A 17,696-nucleotide genomic window follows, 5' to 3' on the forward strand; every position below is an offset into this window, starting at 1 on the left:
GGTGAAAGGTTTAAAAAAAACCGTTTCCTCCGTACCAGACAGCGGCTACATCAGCGCCATGGCCAAGCTTTATTTTCATTACTCCACCATGAATGCCGGCAAATCGACGGTGCTCTTGCAAGCCTCGCACAACTACCGCGAGAACAATATGGATACCTATTTACTGACCGCTTCACTGGATGACCGAGCCGGTCAGGGACGGATCGCCTCGCGCATCGGGATCGGTGCTGAGGCTGATATGTTTCGGCCCGGTGAAGATCTGTTCGGAAAGGTGTCCGACCGTCTGGAGAAAGGCGCTGTCGCCAGCATTTTTGTCGATGAGGCGCAGTTTCTGTCACCCGACCAGGTTTGGGATCTGGCTCGAGTGGTAGATGATTTGCGGGTGCCCGTGCTGTGCTACGGTCTTCGTGTCGACTTTCAGGGTAATTTATTCCCAGGGTCGGCCACGCTGCTGGCACTGGCCGATGAAATGCGGGAGGTGCGCACCATCTGTCACTGCGGAAAGAAAGCGACAATGGTTATCAGACAAGATGAAACCGGCAGGCCAATCACCGAAGGTGAGCAGGTACAGATCGGCGGCAACGAGACATATGTATCCCTCTGCCGCCGCCATTGGCGCGAGGCCACTGGCGATCTACCGACCGGGCCTAAAGACTGATCACAACTCACCTACCGCCAATAGACTAAACGGGACAGATATCTGCCCGTTCTGTTTCCCTTAGCTCCCGTTGAAGTCAGACTGGCGAAAGTAGCGGTTTCCTCGCGAGGAAAGCCGCAACATTGTCCAACGCCAGATGTCCCATATCGCTGCGCACCTCTTCTGTGGCTGTGCCCAGATGCGGCAGCAATGTAACTTGCTCCATGCTGCTCAGCGCTTCCGGCACCTTTGGTTCGAACTCATAAACATCCAAGCCAGCGCCTGCGAGCGTGCCTGCTTCAAGTGCTGCAATCAAAGCGGCTTCATCAACCACCTCACCACGGGCGATATTGATCAGCAGAGAACTGGGACGCATGGCCTCCAAGACTGCCTTGTCAATCAGATGCCGCGTCTCAGCTCCGCCTGGAACAGCCAGAACCAGCACGTCGACCGCAGCTGCCAAAGCCATCAGCCTCTCGGCCCGTACTACCGGGAAGCCCGGGGATTTGTCACTGCGTGCAAGATAGCTGACCGACATCCCAAAACCGAAATGGCAACGCCGGGCGATAGCTTCGCCAATGCGACCAAAACCAACGATACCAACATGTTTTCCGGTCAAATGCACCCCAAGCATCTGAGTCGGATGCCATCCCTGCCACTGGCCGGAGCGCACCAGGCGCTCGCCCTCGCCCGCGCGTCGCGCTGTCATCAGCATAAGCGTCATCGCGATATCAGCGGTCGCATCGGTAACAGCCCCAGGCGTATTGCTAACCGCAATGCCTGATGCCTTCGCCGCAGTGATGTCGATATGATTGAAGCCAACACCAAAATTGGCCAACAGTTTGCAACGCGGTACCGGAACACCTGCAAAGCTGCCTGCGTCGAACTGATCCCCTAACGTGGGTACGACGATATCGAATTCACTCAGCGCACGCTGACGCTCCTCGGCCGTAAGCGGCGTCGTCTCCTGACGGATTTCAGCATCAAACTCAGCACGTGCCCGTGCTTCGACAGCCGCAGTCATCGGACGTGTAATCCAGACTTTCGCGTTCAATGCATCCGCCCCCCAATTGGAACGTCACCGTCAGGGCCGATCAAGATGATGCTGCCCGCATCATCCGGCAATCCCAATACCAGCACTTCGGACATGAATTTGCCAATTTGCCGGGCCGGGAAATTGACAACTGCCATCACCTGTTTGCCGTACAAATTTTCCGGGGTGTAATGGGCCGTGACCTGCGCGGAGGTTTTCTTAACGCCGATCTCATCGCCAAAGTCCACCCACATCTTGATCGCAGGTTTTCGCGCCTCAGGATAGTCTTCGGCGCGCACAACCACGCCGACGCGAACATCGACTTTCAGAAAATCGTCAAAACTGATTTCATCCACGAGAAAGTTCCTTTGAACGGTTGCTTGCTGCGGCAACGGCACGGCGCAAAAGGGGCGGGAAACCATCGTCCTCATCCATCAGAACTTCGAGCGCTGCCTGTGTGGTCCCATTAGGACTTGTGACATTGATGCGCAGTTGGGCTGGTGTTTCTTCTGCAGCTTCAGCCAATGCCCCTGCGCCTGCTACCGTGGCCTTGGCCAGTTGCATCGCGAGATTTGCAGGCAATCCTTCGGCCTCTCCAGCCGCGGCGAGGGTTTCGATCAGATGAAATACATAGGCCGGACCGGAGCCGCTGACCCCCGTCACGGCATCCATTTGCGCCTCGCTCTCAAGCCGGACAGTCTGGCCTATGGCCTGTAGTAGCATGTCAGCGCGCCCAATGTCGGTATCTGATGCGCAGCCATTGCCCGTAATCGCAGTGATTCCGCGACCAACAGCTGCGGGTGTGTTGGGCATCGCGCGCACAATCGGCGTTTCGGCCCCCAAAAGCTCTTCGTAAGTCGCAATCGATGTGCCTGCAGCAACGGAGATGAACAGAGTGCCCCCATTCCCCAGCTGTTTCAGCTGCGGCAGGGCTTCACCCATCATCTGCGGTTTAACCGCGATCAACACGATGCCCGGCGCGTGCTCACCCGCCTGTGGCAAGGGCGCATTGATATGCACGCCGGTCGCGCGCAACCAATCAGATGGGTTCGGATCAATCACCCAGACGGCGCTGGGAGAAACACCACGGTCAAGCCAACCAGCCAGCATCGCTGACCCCATCTTGCCGCAACCCAAAAGCGCAATACCACGCGCTGCGATCTCAGATACCTGCATCTTTCCCCTCCCCTGCTGGGTTGTCTGGCCCGCTATGGGGCCAGTTCAGGGAAAGGTTTACGCGCGCCCGTAGGCCTCTGCAATGGCGACCTGAAGCGCATCTCGTGGCGATTGCCCGCCCCAGACCATCAACTGGATTGCCGGGTAGTAGCGCTCGCAATTGGCGACCGCCGAGTTGATCATCGTGTCGATCTGCTCCGGGCTGGCAACCTGCCCACCGGTCAGCACCAACCCATAACGGTACAACATCAATTTGTGGTCGGGCCAAAAGGTAAAGCCACCAGACCAACACTGATCATTCATCTCATTGATCAGCTCATAAAGACGTGAGTGCTGCTCTTTAGGGGGCTCCATCTCAAAGCTGCATACCATCCTTAGGGTTTCCTCATAACCGGACCACGCAAGCGTTAGCGCGTAGGTTCGCCACTGCCCTTCAACTGCCATGGCGATTTGATCATCGCCTATGCGGTCAAAGTCCCAATCGTGGTCTGAGGCCAAATGTTCGACGATGTCGATAGGGTGAATTTCGTCTTCCAGAAAATGTTCGGAAAGAGCCATGTTGCCACCTCTCTGATCTCTAGCAAAAGAGCTGCGGGGCACCCACAATTGCTAGCGGACTGCTCAATAAGGAGAGAGACTTCCCTCTTCTCCTACTAGATATGGTGGCGGTAGCAACGCTGTCTGGCAACCCTTTATTTGGGGATAACTGCAATAACTTGTGGACGAATGATGATCACCCTCAAAATATCGTGACGATGCTGTGATCTTGTTCAGCAGTCAATCATCCAAATGTTGAACCCCGCGACATTGCCCAGGGCAATACAGAAAATGGCGCACAGCCTCTCATAGGCCGGTGCGCCAATGGATGTTGCAGATTGGGTATTCGAACGTCACGAGACAGGCGGAACCCGCTCATTCATCCGTTAATTAAGCTCAGGCGGATTTACCGGCTTCCAGCGCATCTAGCCGCGCTTTCAGTGCTTCGTTTTCTTCTCGGGCTTTCTGTGCCATGGCGCGTACGGCGTCGAACTCCTCACGGGTCACAAAGTCGCGATCAGCCAGCCAGCGGTCAATCAGCCCCTTCATCGCCGTCTCGGCCTCTTCCCGCGCACCGTGGGCAACCCCCATGGCGTTGGTCATCAGCTGAGAAATATCATCCATGATCTTGTTGCGCGTCTGCATTGTCTTCTCCATGTCTGCCTTACCCCCTATATGGGCATCAACACCGTCGGCGGCAAGCCGTTGACACCGCAGCCCCCACACAGGCATTGACGGCATATGCACGCACTTCTACTCCAATTCCCCGATCTCACACCCGAAATTTTCACGATTGAGCTGTTTGGCAGCCAGTTTGCGCTCCGATGGTATGCACTGGCCTACATCGTTGGCATTGTCATTGCATGGAGATTGGCCGTCGCCGCTCTGCGACGCCCTGCATTGTGGCCAGATACTCAGCCGCCGATGAAGCCTGCGCAGGTCGAGGATCTACTGACCTGGATCATTCTTGGTGTTATTTTAGGTGGGCGACTGGGCTATGTGCTGTTTTATCAACCCGGCTATTACCTCCAGAACCCACTCGAAATTCTGCGTATCTGGCAAGGTGGCATGGCGTTTCACGGCGGACTTTTGGGTGTCATCCTTGCCACGTGGGTCTATGCGTCGCGAAACAACATTCCACGACTACAGATCGCCGATTTGGTGGCCCATGCTGTGCCGCCGGGGCTCCTGTTAGGAAGGCTGGCCAACTTCAACAACGCCGAACTCTGGGGCCGTGCGACCGACCTGCCGTGGGGCGTTGCCTTCCCTGGTCAAGCTGCACAATCCTGCGGTCAGGCGCTTGGGGAAATCTGCGCCCGCCATCCATCACAGCTCTATGAAGCGCTACTTGAAGGGTTAATCCTAGGCGTCGTTCTGTTGTGGCTGGCCTATAGGCGCGGAGCCATGCGCTATCCCGGACAGACTACTGGCGTCTTTCTGGCTGGCTACGGTACAGCTCGTTTTGTTGTGGAATTTGCCCGCCAACCAGATATCCAGTTTGCAAGCTTTGACAATCCTCTAGGCCTGGCATGGCATATTGGCGGGTACGGCCTTACGATGGGACAGATTTTGTCGTTACCGATGATAGCCATCGGCCTGCTACTGGTGGTCCGTGCCCGCCGCACGATTGAGGCCGGTGCATGAGCCTAAGCGACCATATCAAATCCCGGATACGTGCCGAGGGGCCGATTTCGGTGGCCGACTTCATGGCAGATGCGCTGCTGCATCCGACCTACGGCTATTACACGACCCGAGATCCGCTGGGGGCCAAGGGTGATTTCACCACTGCGCCGGAAATCAGCCAGATGTTTGGTGAACTTATCGGTCTATCACTTGCACAATCCTGGTTGGATCAGGGCGCACCCGCTCGTTTCACGCTGGCAGAACTCGGCCCTGGACGCGGCACACTTATGGCGGATCTGCTGCGAGCAACCAAGCTGGTGCCGGGATTTCACGATGCGATGCAGATTGTCTTGTTGGAGGCCTCGCCCATCTTGCGAGCGCGTCAGGCGGATCACCTCGTCCACTATAACCCTCAGTGGCATGAGAGAATTACTGACCTAGCCAATCAACCACTGTTCTTAGTAGCCAACGAGTTCTTTGATGCCCTGCCCGTACGCCAGTTCCTACGCGATGGCGACGGTTGGCGAGAAAAATCGGTCGGCCTTCACGACGATATACTCAGCTTCGGGCTCGGCTCAGCGTCGTCGCAACCAGCCCTCATACATCGGCTGGATGACACCAAGGATGGCGATTTGGTGGAGTTATGTGAAACCGCACAGCCAATGATACAGACCATTGCGTCCCGTATTTCTGACCATGGCGGTGCGGCATTGATATTGGACTACGGCGACTGGCGATCACTTGGCGATACGCTGCAGGCCCTGCGCGCCCATGAACCCAGCGCCCCCCTCGACCATCCAGGTAAGGCTGATCTAACAACCCATGTTGATTTTGAAGCGCTAGCGCTTGCTGCTAAATCTGCAGGCTCTGCCTACAGCCGATTAACGCCGCAGGGCGTATTTCTCGAACGGCTCGGAATCACCGAAAGGGCACAGGCTTTAGCCTCGCGCTTGAAAGGCGATGCACGACAATCGCTAGTCGCTGCACATCGACGGTTGACGCACCCAGAGGAAATGGGAAACCTATTCAAAGTGCTTGGGATTTTCCCAACACAGGCCCCACCTCCACCGGGATTGAACGCATGACGTTGGAAATTCTCATCTCTGACCTGCTGAATGGCACCAAACACGGTTTTTTCACCCGACGTGGCGGCGCCTCCTCCGGTATCTTTGCCGGGTTGAATTGCGGTCTTGGCTCCTCGGATCAGCGCGAAGCCGTGAACATCAACAGAACGCGTGCCGCTGCAGCAATGGAGGCTGAGCCAGAGGCGTTAGGTCGGGTAAACCAAGTGCATTCTGCCGATGTCCTGACAGTCACGGACGCGCAGCAGGACAATCTTCAGGGCGGCACCCGCGCTGATGCGATGGTGACCAACGTACCCGGCGTGGTGCTGTCTATTCTGACCGCAGACTGTCAGCCCGTGCTATTTCACGATGCGGAGGCCAAAGTAGTGGGTGCGGCCCACGCAGGATGGCGGGGCACACTGGATGGTGTGCTGGAGGCTACATTGGACGCGATGGAGCAGATGGGTGCAAAACGGCAGAACACCCGCGCAGTCATCGGCCCTTCGATTTCGCAAAGCGCATATGAAGTCGGGCCTGAGTTTTTCGATAATTTCATGATGCAGGATCCGGAAAACGCCAGATTCTTTACCAATGGCCAAGGGGATCGCTATCTCTTTGATCTGCCCTCGCTTGGTCTGCACAGACTGCGAAGCGCCGGTGTAGAGGAAGCGATCTGGACCGGGCACTGCACCTATTCTGACCCGGATCGGTTTTATTCCTTCAGACGTGCGACCCATAAAAAAGAAGCAGACTACGGCCGCTTGATCTCCTGTATCCGCCTGTAGCCCGGATCATTTGCAGCACAATCCCCAGCATGGACACCGACTCAGTGTGATGTTGGATTAATCGGTATTGGCGGGCCTAATCACGGCAAGATTCCAGCGAATTTCACAGATCGGCCACATTGGTGGCGCATTGGCAGGCCACAAAAGACGGGACCAAAGCGTGGGCAGCAGGACGTTGCCCCGCCCCGACAGGAGACGCCATATGAAACCGAATTCGCGCTTCATCAAATCTATAGTGGCTGCCGCCAAGACAGACGAGGTCCGTCTGCCGTGGACCCGTGGCGCCACCCGCCAAGCCGCGATCGAACTTCGTCAGCGCACCGAAGCGCACCAGACAGAGGCCAAGAGCGCCTAGACGCCTGCATTTGGCTCCCATCAGAATGGCGAGCCTATCCAACACCCGCCTGACATCGTCCACCAATGTTCAGGCCTGGCGGGGCTCTCTACCCAAGAGATGCCCCGCCCTGAAATCACTGCCCCTGTTTGGCACGACATCCCGAACCGCGTGTATTGCAGTCGGGTGAGCTGACAGGACACCAAGCGATTCCGACGCGCCTTCTGCTCATTGCGCTGTCCGGGACCGATATACGTTAGTTTGAGAAAGGCTCGGTAGCCATGACCATACCTCAGTCGCTACAACGTGCTGCTGCAAATGCGGTCGAAGCCAACGCACTACTGAAAGACCCAGCTGCCCAGCGCGGCACGGTACGGCCACAGCTGCGTCGCTATGACGTCCGCTGCCTGCTGCCCAATGGTAACATCGCTGAAACCCGCCACGTCGCCCCTTCGCTGCCACTGTTTGAAGAAGCCTTTACCGCGTTCTGTCGCGGATCCCTGGTGGAGACGTCGCAGGGGCCAATCGCGATCGAAGACCTATTACCTGGAGACGAATTGATTACTGCGGAGGGTGACATCCAACCCTTGGTATGGAAAGGGTGCACAAGCCTTGTTCCGTCACGGGCAGCCCAGAACGGCCGCAGTCTGCGGCTAACCAGCTTTACCGCTGATAGTCTGGGCGAAACGAAGCCGATGTCGACAGTTGTCGCAGGCCCAGCAGCGCGGTTGCTGCAACGCGCACCACTGCCCGGCATCCGGCTCGAACATGGTGCCTCATTGGTTCCAGTCCAGCAGTACCAAGACGGGATGAGTATTGTCGAAACTGCCCCGCCGACGGCTGTCGATCTCTACCATATTTGCTTGCCACGCCATGCTGTGATCAAAGTCGGCGGGTTGCCCTTCGAGACCTACCATCCCGGCCCGGAGGCATTGAAACTGGTAAGTCAGGCGATCCGTACCTTGTACCTGAACCTGTTTTCGCATGTCGATTCGGTCACGGGCTTTGGTCCGCTGGCATTTCCTCGGATTGATCTGCAGGATTCCGATTTAGCCTGAGACGACCCGGAAAACGCAAAAAAGCGCCCGCATTGCGAGGCGCTTTTCTTATATATAGGCCGTCTATAGGTTGTGATCAGGCTTCCCGTGCAAGGCGCTGCTCGAGCACATCAAACGGCACACCGGGATCATCTTTAGCACCCCGGATCACCAGCGAGGTCTTAACGCTTGCCACATTGGGTGTGGTCAGCAAATCGCTGGTTAGAAAGCTCTGAAAGGTGCTCAGATCTGGTGATACACATTTCAGGATAAAATCCACCTCGCCATTCAGCATATGACATTCGCGTACAAGTGGCCATTCGCGGCACTTCGCCTCAAAGGCACTCAGCTCTGCTTCGGCCTGACTTTCCAGGCCCACCATCGCAAAAACCTGAACCTCAAATCCCAGCTCGCGTGCGTTGACCTCGGCATGGTAGCCCCGGATCAGCCCGGCTTCTTCGAGAGACCGCACACGGCGTAGGCACGGCGGTGCCGAAATGCCCACTCGTTTGGCAAGCTCAACATTGGTCATGCGGCCGTCGGCCTGTAATTCCGACAAAATCATGCGATCAATCGGATCAAGGCGTGTTGTGACCATCTGGTGGCTCCTGTTGAAATTTCCGTTTGTTATAACAATATCCAAGATTTGCGCAATATTATTTCACATCTGCGCAACAATATTTGTCGTTACAAAGTCCAAACCTCAGCTTCTTAGGTCAGGGAGGCGGAACGCGGGCGCTCGATTTCGCCTGATGCAGGGCTTTAAGACGCCGCCCGCTGCAGTTATATGCATTGCCTGACGGCGGCAAGTCCGCCCTTTCATCGACGGGAAAATGAGATGAGCGATACGCGCCACACCAAAGTTCTGATCATCGGGTCCGGCCCGGCAGGGTATACCGCAGGCGTCTACGCCAGCCGCGCTATGCTCGAGCCGATCCTTGTGCAAGGCATTGAGCCCGGCGGCCAACTGACCACGACCACCGAAGTTGAGAACTGGCCTGGCGACACCGAAGTTCAAGGCCCGGATCTGATGGTGCGTATGCAGGAACATGCCAAAACCATGGGCTGCGAGATTATAGGCGACATCATCACCGAGCTTGAAACCACCTCGCGTCCCTTTGTGGCCAAGGGCGATAGCGGCACTATCTACACGGCGGATGCCGTGATCCTAGCGACGGGTGCTCGCGCAAAATGGCTGGGTATGGAATCGGAAGAGAAATTCAAAGGCTTTGGCGTCTCTGCCTGTGCCACATGTGACGGGTTCTTCTACCGCGGCCAGGAAATTGTCGTAATCGGTGGCGGCAATACGGCCGTCGAGGAAGCGCTGTTCCTGACCAACTTTGCCTCCAAGGTGACGCTGATCCATCGCCGCGATGAACTGCGTGCAGAGAAAATCCTGCAGGACCGGCTGATGAAGAATCCGAAGATCGAGCCCCTTTGGTTCCACCAGCTAGAAGAAGTTGTCGGCACCGAAAATCCTCTGGGTGTTGAAGGCGTCCGTGTCAAAAACGTCAACACTGGTGAGATCACCGAAATTCCTTGCAAGGGTGTTTTTGTTGCCATTGGACATGCGCCTGCAACTGAGTTGGTGAAGGATGTTCTCGAGACGCATAACGGTGGCTACGTGAAGGTCACCCCCGGTACCACCGAAACCTCGATCCCTGGCATCTTTGCTGCCGGCGACCTAACCGACCACAAATACCGTCAGGCGGTCACTTCGGCTGGCATGGGATGCATGGCGGCGCTCGACGCCGAGCGTTTCCTTGCAGAGCAGGAGTAAGCGCATTGGCGCATGATTTCGAAACGCAAAAGGCCGAGACATTCTCGGCCTTTTCTGAGCTTCAGGCCGCAAATGATCTCCCGGCTGAGGCGGATCTTGATTTGTTCTTTAACCCGTCTACCGAAGGCGCTGAGTGGATGCCACTGGCCCAGGCTCTTGCAGATCTTGGGTTTGACACTCAATGGGCCGAAGCGGAAGGAGACGAGCGGGCAACTTTGATTGCAACCATGCCGGACCAGCTACTGTCTGCCTCGGCAATCTGGATGGTTGAAGAGGTGGCGACCCGCTCGGCTTTGGAGCACGGTTTTACTCCCGATGGCTGGGGATTTGCCGAGGTTTAAACCCCATCGGAGGCAGGCCAAGATTCGAACACACAGATTAGACCTCAATAACTGGTCATGCGCCTTCTGGCCCCTGCCCAATTCGGCATTCCGCCCGAAACGCTGTTCCGCCGGATCGTATCGCACGGCTCCGCTGTTCTATCTTCGTTGCAATTCGGGAACTGCGGTCTTTTTCGTACAGGCCTGTTTCGTTTCACCTTTGCTGAACCCGTAAAGCATGAGAAGCGTTCACGAGTGAACGCACCATGAGTCGAGCCATGACATCCGCACCCGAAACTCCCAGCCATGAGGACGAAGACCTGCTCTTTCGCATTCTCAGCCAGCTCGACAAGGCACCAGACGCCTCGCAGCGGGCAACGGCAGCAGCTGTGGGAATTTCACTGGGGCGACTCAATGCGCAGCTCCGGTCAGCCACCGAGGCCGGCCTTGTGAAGATCAGCGAACGCGCGGGCCCGGATAAACGCCAGCGCTTTGCCTATGCCCTTACCACCCGTGGTGGTGCCGAAAAGATCCGGCTCACCGATCAATTTCTCGCCCGCAAGTTCGCCGAGTATGACGCGCTTCATGCTGAACTCACGGGAACAACCAGTAGCCTTGCCCCTTTCAAGTACAGGACCAAGTTGATGCAAAACAATCTTGCCCCCATCCCGGAGCTCTATGTCTCCTATGAATCCGCTCAGAAGCTGAAGATTGAAGCTGCGGAGCTCAAAAGCCACGACCTGAGCCCGCGCCAGATCTGTGATCTGGACCTTTTGATGAACGGCGGCTTCAACCCGCTGAAGGGCTTTCTTGGTGAACAAGATTACAACAGTGTTGTCGACACCATGCGATTGGCCGATGGCGCACTCTGGCCGATGCCAATCACGCTGGATGTCTCCGACGATTTTGCAGCCTCCTTGGAAATCGGCGAAGACATCGCCCTGCGCGATCAGGAAGGTGTGATCCTAGGCACAATGACCGTGACCGACCGCTGGGAACCGAATAAGTCACACGAGGCCGAAATGGTCTTTGGTGCGGATGATGATGCGCATCCCGCGGTGAACTACCTGCACAACCAAGCAGGTAAAATCTATCTGGGCGGTCCTGTGACCGGTATCCAACAGCCCGTGCATTATGACTTCCGTGGCCGTCGCGACACTCCGAACGAACTACGCGCCTATTTCCGCAAACTGGGCTGGCGCCGCATCGTCGCCTTCCAGACCCGCAACCCGCTGCACCGTGCACATCAGGAGCTAACATTCCGCGCCGCCCGTGAAGCACAGGCCAATCTGCTGATCCACCCCGTTGTCGGCATGACCAAACCGGGTGACGTCGATCACTTTACCCGCGTGCGCTGCTATGAGGCTGTGCTGGACAAATACCCGGCCGCCACCACCTCTATGTCGCTGCTCAATTTGGCAATGCGTATGGCAGGCCCGCGTGAAGCAGTCTGGCATGGGATGATCCGGAAAAATCACGGCTGCACCCATTTCATCGTTGGTCGCGACCATGCTGGCCCCGGCAAGAACTCCGCCGGTGAAGACTTTTATGGCCCCTATGACGCGCAGGATCTGTTCCGCGAGCATCAGGAAGAAATCGGCATTGAAATGGTTGACTTCAAGCACATGGTCTATGTGCAGGAGCGCGCCCAGTATGAGCCGAATGACGAGATCGAAGATCGTGACAATGTCACCATTCTCAATATCTCCGGCACCGAACTGCGCCGCCGCCTGGCCGAAGGTCTGGAAATCCCTGAGTGGTTCTCCTTCCCTGAGGTTGTGAATGAACTGCGCAAGACCAAACCGCCACGCTCAAAACAGGGTTTCACGGTGTTCTTCACCGGTTTCTCCGGCTCAGGCAAATCCACAATCGCCAATGCCCTTATGGTAAAGCTGATGGAGATGGGCGGTCGCCCTGTCACACTGCTGGACGGTGATATCGTGCGAAAGAACCTCTCAAGCGAGTTGGGCTTCTCCAAAGAACACCGCGACCTCAACATTCGCCGTATCGGCTATGTGGCGTCTGAAATCACCAAGAACGGCGGCATCGCCATCTGCGCCCCGATTGCCCCTTATGCCACGACACGCCGCGCAGTACGCGAAGATGTCGAGCAGTTCGGTGCCTTCCTGGAAGTGCATGTCGCCACCTCGATCGAAGAATGCGAACGCCGGGATCGCAAAGGTCTCTACAAGCTGGCTCGCGAAGGCAAGATCAAGGAATTCACCGGGATTTCCGATCCCTATGATGTGCCAGTCGAGCCGGAACTTCGCGTCGAGACCGAAAATGTAGATGTCGACAACTGCGCTCATCAGGTGTTGTTGAAACTGGAGAACATGGGTCTGATCGCGGGCTGATTTACGGCCCAGCGCCTATGTCTAAAATACCGACATCAAAATAGATGGCCGCCCCACAGACGAGGGCGGCCATTTTATCTTAGCGTTTCCGATGACACCAAACCGTCACAGGCTGTCGCGCAATGCAATGGCAGCACGGAGTTCAATCTGCCCTAGGGTTGCCGCCCTCTCCTTCATCGCGCGAAGATTCGGCAAGCGTGTATCGTAGTCCTCCTGCGAGATCTGGCCGATGGCAACGCGGATATCCTCAGCCGTTTGACAAACCATCATCGCTTCAGGATCAAAGAAATCACCAACATTGGGACACCCCCAATAGATCGGCACTGTTTCGCAGAGGATCGCATCAATGAGCTTTTCGGAGAAGTAGTTTCGCTCTCGCACGTTCTCAACCACCACGCTGTAACGATAGGGGGCCAGCCCGTCTGACTTTGCCTCAAACGGTTGATATCCGCGCCCCAAAATTGCGGCCTTTGGCTGACAGGCCTGCAAATGGCTGACAATCTCATGCCGTAGTTTGTGGCCCGGATGGTCACACTTGGCAGAGGCGATAAGTGATAGATCAGCCCCCTTCTCAGGTGACAGATTCCGCCAATCCGGCACCCAAGTCGTGCCAAAAGGTAAGAATATCCCATTGCCGATGCGGCGCAGCAGCTCTTCATCGTAGCTGAATACACGGCAAAATCGCCGCCATGTCCATGGCAGCAGGCGGTGGTGCAGAGCCGACATTATCTTGGGCTCCATCACCATCATAGACACCCATGCGCGACAGGGCCGCTGCCACTGCAGATGCATTCCGGTTTTAGCCCAGACGATCAAATGATCCTGCGGGCCTAGGTTGGCCACTCGCCCACCGGCAAGATCAGCCGGGCACCCAAGTGGCCAATGCAAGGTGGAAAGCGCTCTCTCGGCAAAGTCACGGCCCAACTTGATGCCATAAGGCACCACCGCAATAGCAGATTTTCGCATTACAGCAGCGCCTCGGTCAGGTGGCGTCGGGTAGGTCTACCGTGCCCCGCATGAGCACATATCCCTTGCCCGCTACGCGAATACCGCTGGGGGCTTCCGCTGGCCCTACTCGCGTGACGACCGCTTGCCCAGGACGGCCAAGGCCGTGCCCTTGCTCGGCAATAAATTGATCCGGCTCCATCATGCCGTGGTGCCAAAGATACGCTGCCATTGCCCCAGTTGCGGAGCCGGTAAATGGATCCTCTGGTGGGCTGGGTGGTGCCATCAGCAGCCGCGAGAACGTATCGCCCTCAGCCGTGGCGCCATTTAATGTAACCAAGTAAGGCTCCATCAGATCTATGCCCTCAGCGCCCATTGCCTCTCCCAATCGCTGGAGAGCCTGAATATCCAACCGTGCGGCCTCCAGTGCTGCTCGATCCCGCAGCACAGTAATACAGAATGGCAGACCGGTAGAAACTCGTTGGGGTCGACCAACAATCGCATCAACCGGCAGAGACACCGCCGCCGCAACCAATTCGGGATTGGCAAATGCACCATACTCCGGCGCGACCTGGGTCATCTCTATCAGATCATCCGCGACGGTCACCCGCACCAACCCAGCACTGGTTTCAAGCGTGACTGCATCCCCTGTCATCATCCCACGATCACGCAGGGCCGCAACAGTCGCAATTGTCGGATGTCCCGCGAAGGGGATTTCCCGGCTGGCGAGAAAATATCGGACTCTTAAATCGGCAACCTCAGATGGGCCGGTAAACGTACATTCCACCAGTGAGGTTTCGCGCACATATGCCAGACAGATATCATCGCTAAGCTCGGCACCGCCATGCACGACCGCGCAGCCATTGCCACCAAATGCACGCCCCGAAAACGCATCGACCCAATCAAAATCATATCGCAATGCACACTCTCCCCGCCTGTTTGCTTCCTTGTTTTAGGAAGACCACGCTGTGCCGAGCATCGCAAGAGAACATTGCTCTAAGCCACCGGGATCGCTCGGCGAAGCCCAATCCCAGCGCCACAGATATTGCAGAAAACGTTGTTGTGGCAACAAGGGCCACATAATAAAAAAGGGCACCAAAACCGTGGTGCCCAATTCGAATAACTTTCTATAGCTGGTCGCCAGAAGACCCGCCCTATGCACAGCGCCGGTGGCCATTTAGCCACTGCGTCGCGCGTGCAGTTAGTGCACGGGTACAGGCGCGTAGTCGTGCTGCCGCGCCAACACAAACGCCATCTTACGATCACTGACCAGCGCGAGCTGCTCCCCTGCTGCATCATGTACTGCGTAAAGCTGCGCACGCCCGTCGGCACTGGCCTGAACCTCGGCCGGTAAATCCGCAACATCAACCGTCTTAACGTACACAATGCGGCTATCCGTATCGTGGAACTGGTATGCTGTATGCATATGTCTTACCCCTTTTTGATGTTGATTGTCTGAACCACGGTTTCGGGTCGTGCGCGGGTCAAATCGACATGCAGCAAGCCATTTTCCATGACTGCCTCGCCAACTTCGACACCATCAGCCAGCACAAACATGCGCTGAAACTGTCGTGCCGCAATACCCCGGTGCAAAAACACCCGTCCATCACTGTCGTCGCCCTGCCGACCCCGGATGACCAATTGACGGTCCTCAACGGTGATCGCCAGATCCACTTCAGCAAACCCTGCGACTGCCAATGTGATGCGGTAAGAGTGATCCGAAGTTTGTTCAATATTGTAGGGTGGATAGCCCTCATTCCCGGACTTAGCCGAGCGTTCTAAAAGGCGTTCCAATTGCTCAAATCCCAACATATGCGGATATGAGCCAAGTGTGAGTTTCGACACAGGTTTCGTCCTTGATTCCAAAGCGACGTATGGGGCGGCCCCATTATGGCGACCGCTTCCCTAAGAATATGGGTGTTTTATGTGTTTTCACAAGCCCGAGGCACTGCAGCGCTGGTGCAAAAGCCTCTAAAAGCGTAACATTAGCCAAGTCTTAACCTGCCATCCAACGAGTCGCCAATGAACGCACCAACCGATATCTCCATGAAAACCGATGATGTTTTACAGGTGGAGCTGGAGGTATTTCGCAGGCAACATCGCGATCTGGACGAGGCGATCAGCGCCCTACAAGAGCGCGGCACCAGCGATCAGCTGACTATCCGGCGGCTAAAGAAGCAGAAGTTAACGCTCAAAGATAAAATTGCGTTGATTGAGGACCGGTTGACCCCCGACATCATCGCCTGATCCGCCAAACCAATCCAACGCGCCACATAGCTCCATTGCCGCATTGCGGGATGCACAGGGTTCTCTATAGTGCGCGCTTCCTCCACCCCAGCGGGTTCGCAGGCCCGCGGCATGACAGGATCTGAGCCTATGCCAGAGCATTCCGCCGACATAAAAGTGGGCATCATAATGGGCAGTCAATCGGACTGGCCCACCCTGAAAGAAGCTGCCATCCTTTTGGATGAACTAGGCGTCCCTTACGAAGCCAAGATCGTCTCGGCCCATCGTACGCCTGACCGCTTGTGGAGCTATGGCAAATCTGCTGCCGAACGCGGGCTGCAAGTGATCATCGCTGGTGCAGGCGGCGCTGCCCATCTTCCAGGTATGGTTGCGTCCAAAACCCGTGTGCCGGTGGTCGGCGTTCCGGTTCAAACCCGCGCGCTGTCTGGTGTTGATTCGCTCTATTCCATCGTGCAGATGCCCAAAGGATTTCCCGTTGCAACCATGGCTATTGGGTCTGCAGGGGCTGCCAATGCCGGACTGATGGCGGTAAGTATTCTCGCGCTGCAAGATGAGAGCCTAGCCCGGCGACTGGATGACTGGCGTGCGGCTCTCTCTGCCTCTATCCCCGAGGAACCCGTAGATGACTGATGCATTGAAAGCAGGCGCAACAATCGGCATCCTGGGTGGCGGGCAATTGGGTCGGATGCTGTCGGTCGCAGCATCGCGTCTTGGCTTCAAAACCCACATCTTTGAACCAAGCGCCAATCCACCTTCCGGTGATGTCGCGCATAAGGTGACAACTGCCAGCTATGAGGACGCCGAGGCCCTGGCCGCCTTCGCCGCCTCCGTCGACGTGATCACCTACGAGTTTGAGAACATCCCAACATCGGCGCTGGATCTGCTGGAACAGCACAAACCGATCCGCCCGGATCGCGAAGCACTTAGGATCAGCCAAGACCGTCTCACGGAAAAAACGTTCCTGCAGGAACTAGGCCTGAGCACAGCCCCATTTGCCGATGTTTCGGATCAAGCAAGCCTCGACGCCGCAATGAGCACCATTGGCACCCCATCTATCCTAAAGACCCGCCGCTTTGGATATGATGGCAAAGGGCAGGCGCGGATAAAAACACCCGAAGAAGCAACGACGGCGCTTAGTGAAATGGCCGGGGCTCCCTCGGTTCTGGAAGGGTTTGTAAACTTCAGCCATGAGATTTCTGTCGTTGCTGCGCGTGGCGTCAGTGGAGAGATTTCATGCTTTGACCCCGGCGAGAATGTCCACCGCGACGGCATTCTGCACACCACGACCATCCCTGCAAGGTTGAGCGCCGGACAGCGTATGGATGCCGTCCTGATGGCGGGCAAGATCATGAATACTCTAAACTATGTTGGCGTCCTTGCAGTTGAGTTGTTTGTGACACCACAGGGGTTGATCGTGAACGAAATAGCGCCGCGCGTGCATAATTCCGGCCATTGGACCCAAAACGGTTGCGCCGTGGATCAGTTCGAACAGCACATTCGTGCTGTAGCTGGGTGGGGCCTCGGTGACGGTCAGCGTCACAGCGATGTGGTGATGGAGAACCTGATTGGTGCTGATATGGATCGCGTGCCAGACCTGCTACGCGAGCGCAACTGTGCGCTCCATCTCTATGGCAAGGCCGACGCAAAACCGGGACGCAAAATGGGACATGTTAACCGCGTCGTCCCACCCGCCAAGACCTGAGGCAAACGCGTGACCTAGCGGCTGGTCAAAAGTAAATCGGCCCAGCCGGTTTACTGCGCCGCAAAGAGGGCTATCCGGCCTGATGCGCGGCGCTCCCTCCCTTAGGCTAAGGGTCTATCCTG

At 56.6% G+C, this 17,696-nt stretch carries 22 protein-coding genes; 12 read left to right on the top strand and 10 right to left on the bottom strand.

Annotated features, from left to right (window positions below; all coding sequences use genetic code 11):
* Positions 1–58: 58 nt before the first annotated feature.
* The gene (locus ACEWZM_RS04205) at positions 59–658 is read left to right on the top strand and encodes a thymidine kinase (protein WP_414007951.1); all 600 of its coding nucleotides are present in this window, start codon (positions 59–61) and stop codon (positions 656–658) included.
* A gap of 76 nt (positions 659–734) precedes the next feature.
* Here the strand turns inward: ACEWZM_RS04205 and ACEWZM_RS04210 are convergent, their stop codons facing one another.
* The 5 genes from ACEWZM_RS04210 to ACEWZM_RS04230 all read right to left on the bottom strand — a co-directional run bounded on the left by ACEWZM_RS04210 (position 735) and on the right by ACEWZM_RS04230 (position 4,028).
* Entirely contained in the window at positions 735–1,661 is a 927-nt protein-coding gene (locus ACEWZM_RS04210) for a 2-hydroxyacid dehydrogenase (RefSeq protein WP_414007952.1), read from the bottom strand.
* 26 nt (positions 1,662–1,687) lie between these two features.
* Positions 1,688–2,026 (bottom strand): tRNA-binding protein, encoded by a 339-nt coding sequence (locus ACEWZM_RS04215; protein ID WP_414005254.1) that lies wholly within the window; start codon positions 2,024–2,026, stop codon positions 1,688–1,690.
* Complete coding sequence (gene proC, locus ACEWZM_RS04220) at positions 2,019–2,846, bottom strand: pyrroline-5-carboxylate reductase (protein WP_414005255.1); 828 nt, start codon at positions 2,844–2,846, stop codon at positions 2,019–2,021. Before proC ends, ACEWZM_RS04215 begins: the two co-directional genes overlap by 8 nt.
* A gap of 57 nt (positions 2,847–2,903) precedes the next feature.
* Positions 2,904–3,404, bottom strand: a complete 501-nt coding sequence (locus ACEWZM_RS04225) for a type III secretion system chaperone family protein (protein ID WP_414005256.1) — start codon at positions 3,402–3,404, stop codon at positions 2,904–2,906.
* Between the two features lie 375 nt (positions 3,405–3,779).
* A complete protein-coding gene (locus ACEWZM_RS04230) occupies positions 3,780–4,028 on the bottom strand; it encodes an accessory factor UbiK family protein (protein ID WP_317959309.1) in 249 nt (82 codons plus the stop codon).
* A 96-nt stretch (positions 4,029–4,124) separates the two neighbouring features.
* Between ACEWZM_RS04230 and lgt the strand changes: the two genes are divergently transcribed.
* The 5 genes from lgt to ACEWZM_RS04255 all read left to right on the top strand — a co-directional run bounded on the left by lgt (position 4,125) and on the right by ACEWZM_RS04255 (position 8,247).
* Positions 4,125–5,027 (top strand): prolipoprotein diacylglyceryl transferase, encoded by a 903-nt coding sequence (lgt, locus tag ACEWZM_RS04235; protein WP_414005257.1) that lies wholly within the window; start codon positions 4,125–4,127, stop codon positions 5,025–5,027.
* Positions 5,024–6,091, top strand: a complete 1,068-nt coding sequence (locus ACEWZM_RS04240; protein WP_414005258.1) for a class I SAM-dependent methyltransferase — start codon at positions 5,024–5,026, stop codon at positions 6,089–6,091. The genes lgt and ACEWZM_RS04240 overlap by 4 nt, the downstream gene beginning before the upstream one ends.
* Positions 6,088–6,855 (top strand): peptidoglycan editing factor PgeF, encoded by a 768-nt coding sequence (gene pgeF, locus ACEWZM_RS04245; protein ID WP_414005259.1) that lies wholly within the window; start codon positions 6,088–6,090, stop codon positions 6,853–6,855. Before ACEWZM_RS04240 ends, pgeF begins: the two co-directional genes overlap by 4 nt.
* A gap of 202 nt (positions 6,856–7,057) precedes the next feature.
* Positions 7,058–7,210 carry a hypothetical protein gene (locus tag ACEWZM_RS04250; protein ID WP_414005260.1) on the top strand — a complete coding sequence of 51 codons (153 nt, stop codon included), beginning with the start codon at positions 7,058–7,060 and terminating at the stop codon, positions 7,208–7,210.
* 260 nt (positions 7,211–7,470) lie between these two features.
* Positions 7,471–8,247 carry a Hint domain-containing protein gene (locus ACEWZM_RS04255; protein WP_414005261.1) on the top strand — a complete coding sequence of 259 codons (777 nt, stop codon included), beginning with the start codon at positions 7,471–7,473 and terminating at the stop codon, positions 8,245–8,247.
* Positions 8,248–8,323: 76 nt separating this feature from the next.
* Here ACEWZM_RS04255 and ACEWZM_RS04260 read toward each other — a convergent pair whose 3' ends face one another.
* A complete protein-coding gene (locus ACEWZM_RS04260) occupies positions 8,324–8,824 on the bottom strand; it encodes an Lrp/AsnC family transcriptional regulator (RefSeq protein WP_414005262.1) in 501 nt (166 codons plus the stop codon).
* A 240-nt stretch (positions 8,825–9,064) separates the two neighbouring features.
* Here ACEWZM_RS04260 and trxB point away from each other — a divergent pair, with 240 nt between their 5' ends.
* From trxB to ACEWZM_RS04275, 3 genes are all read left to right on the top strand, one after another.
* Positions 9,065–10,006: a thioredoxin-disulfide reductase gene (gene trxB, locus ACEWZM_RS04265; protein WP_414005263.1), complete on the top strand. Its 942-nt coding sequence runs from the start codon at positions 9,065–9,067 to the stop codon at positions 10,004–10,006.
* A 5-nt stretch (positions 10,007–10,011) separates the two neighbouring features.
* Entirely contained in the window at positions 10,012–10,347 is a 336-nt protein-coding gene (locus tag ACEWZM_RS04270) for a hypothetical protein (protein ID WP_414005264.1), read from the top strand.
* A 257-nt stretch (positions 10,348–10,604) separates the two neighbouring features.
* A complete protein-coding gene (locus tag ACEWZM_RS04275; RefSeq protein ID WP_414005265.1) occupies positions 10,605–12,680 on the top strand; it encodes a bifunctional sulfate adenylyltransferase/adenylylsulfate kinase in 2,076 nt (691 codons plus the stop codon).
* Positions 12,681–12,785: 105 nt separating this feature from the next.
* Here ACEWZM_RS04275 and ACEWZM_RS04280 read toward each other — a convergent pair whose 3' ends face one another.
* The 4 genes from ACEWZM_RS04280 to ACEWZM_RS04295 all read right to left on the bottom strand — a co-directional run bounded on the left by ACEWZM_RS04280 (position 12,786) and on the right by ACEWZM_RS04295 (position 15,470).
* The gene (locus ACEWZM_RS04280) at positions 12,786–13,646 is read right to left on the bottom strand and encodes a hypothetical protein (RefSeq protein ID WP_414005266.1); all 861 of its coding nucleotides are present in this window, start codon (positions 13,644–13,646) and stop codon (positions 12,786–12,788) included.
* A gap of 16 nt (positions 13,647–13,662) precedes the next feature.
* Complete coding sequence (locus tag ACEWZM_RS04285; RefSeq protein ID WP_414005267.1) at positions 13,663–14,544, bottom strand: PhzF family phenazine biosynthesis protein; 882 nt, start codon at positions 14,542–14,544, stop codon at positions 13,663–13,665.
* A 282-nt stretch (positions 14,545–14,826) separates the two neighbouring features.
* Positions 14,827–15,051, bottom strand: a complete 225-nt coding sequence (locus ACEWZM_RS04290; protein ID WP_414005268.1) for a DUF1150 family protein — start codon at positions 15,049–15,051, stop codon at positions 14,827–14,829.
* Between the two features lie 5 nt (positions 15,052–15,056).
* Positions 15,057–15,470 (bottom strand): Hsp20 family protein, encoded by a 414-nt coding sequence (locus ACEWZM_RS04295; protein ID WP_414005269.1) that lies wholly within the window; start codon positions 15,468–15,470, stop codon positions 15,057–15,059.
* 177 nt (positions 15,471–15,647) lie between these two features.
* On the opposite strand from ACEWZM_RS04295, the gene ACEWZM_RS04300 reads away from it, so the two are divergent.
* The 3 genes from ACEWZM_RS04300 (at position 15,648) to ACEWZM_RS04310 (ending at position 17,574) form a co-directional block, all read left to right on the top strand.
* Positions 15,648–15,872 (top strand): YdcH family protein, encoded by a 225-nt coding sequence (locus tag ACEWZM_RS04300; RefSeq protein ID WP_414005270.1) that lies wholly within the window; start codon positions 15,648–15,650, stop codon positions 15,870–15,872.
* A gap of 129 nt (positions 15,873–16,001) precedes the next feature.
* Entirely contained in the window at positions 16,002–16,502 is a 501-nt protein-coding gene (purE, locus tag ACEWZM_RS04305; protein WP_414005271.1) for a 5-(carboxyamino)imidazole ribonucleotide mutase, read from the top strand.
* Positions 16,495–17,574, top strand: a complete 1,080-nt coding sequence (locus ACEWZM_RS04310; RefSeq protein ID WP_414005272.1) for a 5-(carboxyamino)imidazole ribonucleotide synthase — start codon at positions 16,495–16,497, stop codon at positions 17,572–17,574. Before purE ends, ACEWZM_RS04310 begins: the two co-directional genes overlap by 8 nt.
* The last annotated feature ends 122 nt before the right edge of the window (positions 17,575–17,696 follow it).

The organism is Phaeobacter cretensis (genome assembly GCF_047372505.1).
Classification (GTDB): domain Bacteria; phylum Pseudomonadota; class Alphaproteobacteria; order Rhodobacterales; family Rhodobacteraceae; genus Phaeobacter; species Phaeobacter cretensis.

Excerpts from the sequence above, each read along its gene's own strand:
- ACEWZM_RS04225 (WP_414005256.1), bottom strand. The coding sequence starts at position 3,404 with ATGGCTCTTTCCGAACATTTTCTGGAAGACGAAATTCACCCTATCGAC.
- ACEWZM_RS04290 (WP_414005268.1), bottom strand. The coding sequence starts at position 15,051 with ATGCATACAGCATACCAGTTCCACGATACGGATAGCCGCATTGTGTAC.
- ACEWZM_RS04255 (WP_414005261.1), top strand. The coding sequence starts at position 7,471 with ATGACCATACCTCAGTCGCTACAACGTGCTGCTGCAAATGCGGTCGAA.
- ACEWZM_RS04205 (WP_414007951.1), top strand. The coding sequence starts at position 59 with ATGGCCAAGCTTTATTTTCATTACTCCACCATGAATGCCGGCAAATCG.
- ACEWZM_RS04240 (WP_414005258.1), top strand. The coding sequence starts at position 5,024 with ATGAGCCTAAGCGACCATATCAAATCCCGGATACGTGCCGAGGGGCCG.
- ACEWZM_RS04275 (WP_414005265.1), top strand. The coding sequence starts at position 10,605 with ATGACATCCGCACCCGAAACTCCCAGCCATGAGGACGAAGACCTGCTC.
- pgeF (WP_414005259.1), top strand. The coding sequence starts at position 6,088 with ATGACGTTGGAAATTCTCATCTCTGACCTGCTGAATGGCACCAAACAC.
- proC (WP_414005255.1), bottom strand. The coding sequence starts at position 2,846 with ATGCAGGTATCTGAGATCGCAGCGCGTGGTATTGCGCTTTTGGGTTGC.
- ACEWZM_RS04210 (WP_414007952.1), bottom strand. The coding sequence starts at position 1,661 with ATGACTGCGGCTGTCGAAGCACGGGCACGTGCTGAGTTTGATGCTGAA.
- ACEWZM_RS04260 (WP_414005262.1), bottom strand. The coding sequence starts at position 8,824 with ATGGTCACAACACGCCTTGATCCGATTGATCGCATGATTTTGTCGGAA.
- ACEWZM_RS04250 (WP_414005260.1), top strand. The coding sequence starts at position 7,058 with ATGAAACCGAATTCGCGCTTCATCAAATCTATAGTGGCTGCCGCCAAG.
- purE (WP_414005271.1), top strand. The coding sequence starts at position 16,002 with ATGCCAGAGCATTCCGCCGACATAAAAGTGGGCATCATAATGGGCAGT.
- ACEWZM_RS04230 (WP_317959309.1), bottom strand. The coding sequence starts at position 4,028 with ATGCAGACGCGCAACAAGATCATGGATGATATTTCTCAGCTGATGACC.
- lgt (WP_414005257.1), top strand. The coding sequence starts at position 4,125 with ATGCACGCACTTCTACTCCAATTCCCCGATCTCACACCCGAAATTTTC.
- ACEWZM_RS04280 (WP_414005266.1), bottom strand. The coding sequence starts at position 13,646 with ATGCGAAAATCTGCTATTGCGGTGGTGCCTTATGGCATCAAGTTGGGC.
- ACEWZM_RS04300 (WP_414005270.1), top strand. The coding sequence starts at position 15,648 with ATGAACGCACCAACCGATATCTCCATGAAAACCGATGATGTTTTACAG.
- trxB (WP_414005263.1), top strand. The coding sequence starts at position 9,065 with ATGAGCGATACGCGCCACACCAAAGTTCTGATCATCGGGTCCGGCCCG.
- ACEWZM_RS04310 (WP_414005272.1), top strand. The coding sequence starts at position 16,495 with ATGACTGATGCATTGAAAGCAGGCGCAACAATCGGCATCCTGGGTGGC.